The organism is Psychrobacter sp. TB20-MNA-CIBAN-0197, from assembly GCF_040309765.1.
In the GTDB taxonomy this organism is placed as follows: Bacteria; Pseudomonadota; Gammaproteobacteria; order Pseudomonadales; family Moraxellaceae; genus Psychrobacter; species Psychrobacter submarinus.
Genome location: NZ_JBEOPC010000694.1, coordinates 1 through 267, shown reverse-complemented (window position 1 = coordinate 267; position 267 = coordinate 1). Strand labels below are relative to the sequence as shown.

Annotated in this window: 1 protein-coding gene; it reads left to right on the top strand. The window is 61.0% G+C overall.

The window, feature by feature from the left end; translation table 11 throughout:
• Positions 1 to 267: ATP-binding cassette domain-containing protein (locus tag AAEY83_RS15575; protein ID WP_351060381.1), on the top strand; the 267-nt coding region annotated here is incomplete at both ends.

Below are 267 nucleotides of genomic sequence, written 5' to 3'. Positions count from 1 at the left end.
AACAGGGCGAGCGCATCGTCCTGTGCGGCCCGTCGGGTTCCGGTAAATCGACCACGATTCGTTGCCTGAATCGTCTGGAAGAACACCAGCAGGGGCGCATCGTCGTCGATGGCGTGGAACTGACCAACGACCTCAAGCAGATCGAAGCGATCCGTCGCGAAGTCGGCATGGTGTTCCAGCACTTCAACCTGTTCCCGCACCTGACCATTCTGCAGAACTGCACCCTGGCGCCGATGTGGGTGCGCAAGATGCCCAAGCGCAAGGCCG